Origin of the sequence: Streptomyces sp. NPDC004658, from assembly GCF_040609555.1 — a bacterium.
Lineage (GTDB): Bacteria > Actinomycetota > Actinomycetes > Streptomycetales > Streptomycetaceae > Streptomyces.
This window is the reverse complement of sequence record NZ_JBEXKG010000289.1, coordinates 1-5,169: the sequence shown is the minus strand read 5'-3', so window position 1 is coordinate 5,169 and position 5,169 is coordinate 1. Positions and strand designations below refer to the sequence as shown.

6 protein-coding genes are annotated in these 5,169 nt (G+C 76.0%); all 6 read left to right on the top strand.

All coding sequences use genetic code 11. The features are described from left to right. Positions 1 to 272: 272 nt before the first annotated feature. Positions 273 to 797 carry a hypothetical protein gene (locus ABZV94_RS40015; RefSeq protein ID WP_356349758.1) on the top strand — a complete coding sequence of 175 codons (525 nt, stop codon included), beginning with the start codon at positions 273 to 275 and terminating at the stop codon, positions 795 to 797. Positions 798 to 943: 146 nt separating this feature from the next. After that, positions 944 to 1,312, top strand: coding sequence for a hypothetical protein (locus ABZV94_RS40010; protein WP_356124731.1), 369 nt, complete (start codon positions 944 to 946; stop codon positions 1,310 to 1,312). A 66-nt stretch (positions 1,313 to 1,378) separates the two neighbouring features. Continuing rightward, the gene (locus tag ABZV94_RS40005) at positions 1,379 to 3,088 is read left to right on the top strand and encodes an enoyl-CoA hydratase-related protein (RefSeq protein WP_356349756.1); all 1,710 of its coding nucleotides are present in this window, start codon (positions 1,379 to 1,381) and stop codon (positions 3,086 to 3,088) included. Continuing rightward, positions 3,085 to 3,663, top strand: a complete 579-nt coding sequence (locus ABZV94_RS40000) for a hydrogenase maturation protease (RefSeq protein WP_356349754.1) — start codon at positions 3,085 to 3,087, stop codon at positions 3,661 to 3,663. Before ABZV94_RS40005 ends, ABZV94_RS40000 begins: the two co-directional genes overlap by 4 nt. 58 nt (positions 3,664 to 3,721) lie before the next feature. Continuing rightward, complete coding sequence (gene hypB, locus ABZV94_RS39995) at positions 3,722 to 4,441, top strand: hydrogenase nickel incorporation protein HypB (RefSeq protein WP_356349751.1); 720 nt, start codon at positions 3,722 to 3,724, stop codon at positions 4,439 to 4,441. Continuing rightward, positions 4,438 to 5,169: acylphosphatase (locus ABZV94_RS39990; protein ID WP_356349750.1), on the top strand; the 732-nt coding region annotated here is incomplete at its 3' end. The genes hypB and ABZV94_RS39990, both read left to right, overlap by 4 nt.

The following is a 5,169-nucleotide window of genomic DNA, read 5'->3' as shown; positions in this document are numbered from 1 at the left end:
CGCGGAGCGGGCCCGGCGCCTCGCGGGCCTGCTCACCAGCGTGCCGTGGCTGCGCCGCGTCCCCGCCTACTTCATCGCCTACGGCGCCCTGCGGGAACGCCCGCCCGAGGAGTCGACGCGACCGCGGGCGGCGGGCACACCGGCGGGCGGACGCTCGCGTTGAGTGGGTCAGGTCACATATGACCTGGTACGCACCCCCTCCCGGCCGTACCCGGCGCCGGGCTACCGTTGCGGGGAGCCCTGTACCCCTTCGCACCTCGGACGGCCCGGCTGTGCTCACTGATCTGTCCCCCCTGATAGCCGCGACGGCACGCTGGCTGACGGTCGCCTACCCGGCGTGCGGCGGCGCGCTGGCCTCCGCGCTGTGCGAGGCGCAGGCCCGGCAGGCGGTGACGGTCGCCGCCTGGCTGCGGTACCCCACGGCGCTCGACGCCGGGCTGGTCACCATGGCCGGTCCCGGAGGCGCGGCCCGCCTCGACTGGATCGCGGGCGCCGAGCGGGACGGCGGACACCCGGCCGAGGACTGGGCCTGGCGCACCTGGGTGGACGAGGTCGTGGCCAGCTGGGCCGCCGCCCTGCTCACCGACCCCGAGCTGGCCGAGCTGGCCGTCGCCGCACTCGCCGGGAGCGAGCACGCCGCGACGCCGACCGAGTTCCGCCGGCTGCTCTCCCCCGACGACGGCGACCGCAGCGCGGCGGCCCTGCTCCGCCACCCCGACCTGCTGTGGCCGGTGGCCGAGCTGCACCACGACCAGCTCGTGGACCGGCTCGTCCCCGGGGAGACCCTCGCGGCCTGAGACGACGGCACGGCAGCCGCCCGGGTCCGTGCCGGCGGGCCCGCGCGCACGGACGCGGGCCACCGGCTGAGCCCCGGTGTCGTACGCCCCCACCGGGGTACTGCGGAGCTGATGCGGGAGCCGCCCGTCGCGGGAAAGGCTCGGCCATGACCTTCAAGAACCCCGTCCACCGCGGCGGCCCGCGCCGCGGCCGGTTCGAGCAGCTCGCCGAGTACGCCTCGAACTTCACCAGCTCACCGCTGTTCTTCCTGTTCTGCCTGCTCCTCGTCAGCTTCTTCGCCGCCTCCCACGTCGCCCATCTGCCGCTGGAGGTGCTGCTCCTCGCGGGCGAGTCCATGACGGCGGTCACCCTGCTGCTCCTGGCCCTGCTGAAGAACTCCGAGATGCGTGCCGAGCACGCGATCCAACGCAAGCTCGACGCGATCGCCGCCGCCCTGCTGGAGGCGCACCAGGACAACCGGAGCCAGGCCTTCGAGGACCTGCGGAATGCGATCCGGATGGAGGAAGAGACCTGACCGGGGCCGGCGAAACGCCGCAGCGGTCCTTCCCGGCACCCGGACGAGCGACGACCATGCCGTGTCATGGACATTCTGCTCGTCGCCAGCGCGTTCAACAGCCTCTCCCAGCGCCTGTACGCCGAACTGTCGGACCTCGGGCACCGGCTGGACGTCGTGCTCGCCACGCACGGCCCCGACCCCGTCCGGGCCGCCGTGCGCGAGCTGCGCCCCGACCTGATCATCGCGCCGATGCTCAGGACGGCCCTGCCCGAGGACGTGTGGCGGGAGCACACCTGCCTGATCGTGCACCCCGGCCCGCCGGGGGACCGGGGCCCCTCCTCGCTGGACTGGGCCATCGCCGGCGGGGCCGGGCAGTGGGGCGTGACCGTGCTCCAGGCCGAGGCGGCCATGGACGCGGGCCCGGTCTGGGCGGCCGAGCCCTTCCCCGTGACCGCCGTCGGCAAGAGCGACCTGTACCGCAACGAGGCCTCCGACGCCGCCGTCACCGCCGTCCTGACCGCCGTACGACGCTACGCCGACGGTGCGTACAAGCCCCTGCCGCAGACCGACGAGTCGGTCACCGTCGTCTGGCGCGACGCCTTCCGGCAGGAGCGGCGGAGGATCGACTGGGAGCACGACGACACCGGTACGGTCCTGCGCAAGCTGCGCGGCGCCGACTCCCAGCCGGGCGTCCTGGACGAACTCCTCGGCCACGAGGTGTTCCTGCACGGCGGGCACCCGGAGGACGAGCTGCGCGGCCGTCCCGGCACCCTGCTGGCCCGGCGCGCGGGCGCCGTCTGCCGGGCCACCCGCGACGGTGCCGTCTGGATCCCGGAACTGCGCCCCCGCAAGAACTCCGGCGACCCGGCGCCCTTCCGCCGCCCGGCCGCCTCGGTCCTCGCCGCGTACCGGCCCGGCCTCGCCCTCCCGGAGGTCCCCGCCCCGCTGGACCTCCCGCCCGGCCGGCGCACCTGGACCGACATCCGCTACCGGCAGCACGGCGACACCGGCTTCCTCGCCTTCTCCTTCCCGGGCGGCGCGATGAGCACCGACCAGTGCCGCAGACTGCTCGCCGCCTACACCGAGGCGCTCACCCGGCCCACCCGCGTCCTCGTCCTCGGCGGCACCCGCGACTTCTTCTCCAACGGCATCCACCTGAACGTCGTCGAGGCGGCCCCCGACCCGGCACAGGAGTCCTGGGCCAACCTCAACGCCATGGACGACCTCGTGGAGGCCGTGCTGCGCACCACCGACCGCCTGGTGGTCGCCGCGCTCGGCGGCAACGCGGCGGCCGGCGGGGCCATGCTCGCCCTCGCCGCCGACCAGGTGTGGTGCCGCACCGGCGTCGTCCTCAACCCGCACTACCGGCGCATGGGCCTGTACGGCTCCGAGTTCTGGACGTACACCCTGCCGCGCCGCGTCGGCCCGGAGCAGGCCGAGCGGCTGACGACGCAGGCCCTGCCGGTCAGCGTCGCGACCGCCGCACGGCTCGGCCTGGTGGACCGGCTGGTGCCCGCCACCCCGCGGGACTTCACGGCCGAGGTGGAGCGACTGGCGACCGGACTCGCCGCCACGCCGGACCTCGACCGGCGGATCGCGGCCAAGGCGGCGGCACGCGCCGCCGACGAGCGGGAACGGCCCCTCGCCCGCTACCGGGAGGCGGAACTGGCCCGCATGCACGCGATCTTCTTCGACCCCGAGGCCCCCTACCACGCCCTGCGCTCGGCCTTCGTCCGCAAGACACCGGGCGGATCGGCCCGGCCCCTCGCCCCGGCCGCCGGGGACACCCGGTGACGCCGCGCCTGCTGGTGGCCGGCGTCGGCAACATCTTCCTCGGCGACGACGCGTTCGGCCCCGAGGTGATCCGCGCCCTGGACCAGCGCCCGCTGCCCCCCGGGGCCCGGGTCCACGACTACGGCATCCGCGGCCTCGACCTCGCCTACGACCTGCTGTCCGGCTGCACCACCGCCGTCCTCGTCGACGCCGCCCCGCGCGGGCACCGCCCCGGCACCCTCTCCCTGATCGAGGCCGAACCGCCGGACGGGACCGTCCCGCCCGAGGCCCACGGCATGGACCCGGCGAAGGTGCTGGCCCTGGCCGCCCACCTGGGTGACGAACCCCTGCCCAGGGTCCTCGTCCTCGCCTGCGAACCCGGCGTCCTGCCGAGCGACGACGACCTCCTCCCGGGCCTCAGCGCGCCGGTGCGGGAGGCGGTCGACCGGGCCGTCGACGCCCTGCACGCGCTCGTCCCCGCCCTCCTCGCCGACCCCGCCGGACCACTGCCCCCGTTGGGCTGCCCGATGGAATCCGGGACCCCGCACTCGGCTGCGCTGCCCGGCACGGCGTCCGCCGCGGCCGAAGATCGGTGAGACCCCCGGGCCGCAGCGGACGCGGCCCGGGCACCACCGCACCCGAGGAGCAGCGCCCATGTGCCGGTCCGACGTCAAACAGGCCGTACTGGCGAAGAACGACGGCCTGGCCGCGAGCCTGCGCGACGACCTCGCGCGGCGGGGCGTGACCCTGGTCAACCTGCTGTCCAGCCCGGGCAGCGGCAAGACCGAACTCCTGGCCCGGGTGCTGACCCGCGCCGGGGAGCGGGGCGTCCCGGTGGCCGCGCTCACCGCGGATCTCGCGACCGAGAACGACGCCGTCCGGCTGGCCCGGTCCGGTGCGCCCGTCCAGCAGCTGCTCACCGACGGGCTGTGCCACCTGGAGGCCCGCCAGGTCGGCGCCCGGCTGACCGGCTGGCTGCCCCCGGACATCTCGGTGCTCTTCGTGGAGAACGTCGGCAACCTGGTCTGCCCGGCCGCGTACGACCTCGGGGAGACCCTGCGGATCGTGCTCATGGCCGTCACCGAGGGCGAGGACAAGCCGCTGAAGTACCCGACCGCGTTCGGCTCCGCCCACCTCGTCGTGATCACCAAGACCGATCTCGCCGGACCGGCCGGCTTCGACGAGAGCCTCTTCCACGAGAACGTGCACCAGGTCAATCCGGGCGTGGAGATCATCCGAACCTGCGCCCGCACCGGCACCGGCGTCGGCACCCTCCTCGACCGCGCCCTCGCCGCCCGCGACGGCGCCCCGCCGCACCGCCCGCCGCTCGCCCCGCACCCGCACCACCACCCCGCCTCCGCCCCCACCTCGTGACCGCGCCCGTCACCGGCCCGGTCCGCCGCCGGATCACCGTGCGCGGCACCGTCCAGGGCGTCGGCTTCCGGCCGTACGTGCACCGGCTGGCCGCCGGACTCGCGCTGGCCGGCTTCGTCGGCAACACCGCTGACGGCGTGCTCATCGAGGTCGAGGGCCCGCCGGACGACGTCGAGCGGTTCGCCGTCCGGCTGACCGAGCAGCCGCCCCCGCTCGCGACCGTGACCGGCGTGGGCTGGGAGGACGTCCCCGCCACCGGCGCCACCGGCCCCTTCACCATCCGCCCCACCGAACGCTCCCCGGGCCGCACCCAGCTCCCGCCCGACACCGCGACCTGCGCCGACTGCCTCCGCGAACTCGCCGACCCCGGCGACCGCCGGCACCGTCACCCCTTCGTCACCTGCACCCACTGCGGCCCCCGCTTCACCATCGCCACCGGCATGCCCTACGACCGGCCCGCCACCACCATGGCCGGCTTCCCGATGTGCCCCGCCTGCGCCCGCGAGTACGGCGACCCGGCCGACCGGCGCTTCCACGCCCAGCCCGTCGCCTGCCCCGGCTGCGGCCCGCGCCTCGCCCTCGTCCCGGCCGCGGGCCTCGGCGTCCGCCCGGCCCCGGACGCGAAAGCCCACGCCCCGGCACGGGCGCTGCGCGCCCCCGGGCGGAACCTCCCCGGCAAGGGCGTCGGGGGCTACCACCAGGCCAGCGCCGCGACCGACGCGCGGGCC

What these genes read in the sequence shown, in the direction of transcription:
- ABZV94_RS40010 (WP_356124731.1), top strand. Translation starts at nt 944, where the DNA reads ATGACCTTCAAGAACCCCGTCCACCGCGGCGGCCCGCGCCGCGGCCGG.
- ABZV94_RS40005 (WP_356349756.1), top strand. Translation starts at nt 1,379, where the DNA reads ATGGACATTCTGCTCGTCGCCAGCGCGTTCAACAGCCTCTCCCAGCGC.
- hypB (WP_356349751.1), top strand. Translation starts at nt 3,722, where the DNA reads ATGTGCCGGTCCGACGTCAAACAGGCCGTACTGGCGAAGAACGACGGC.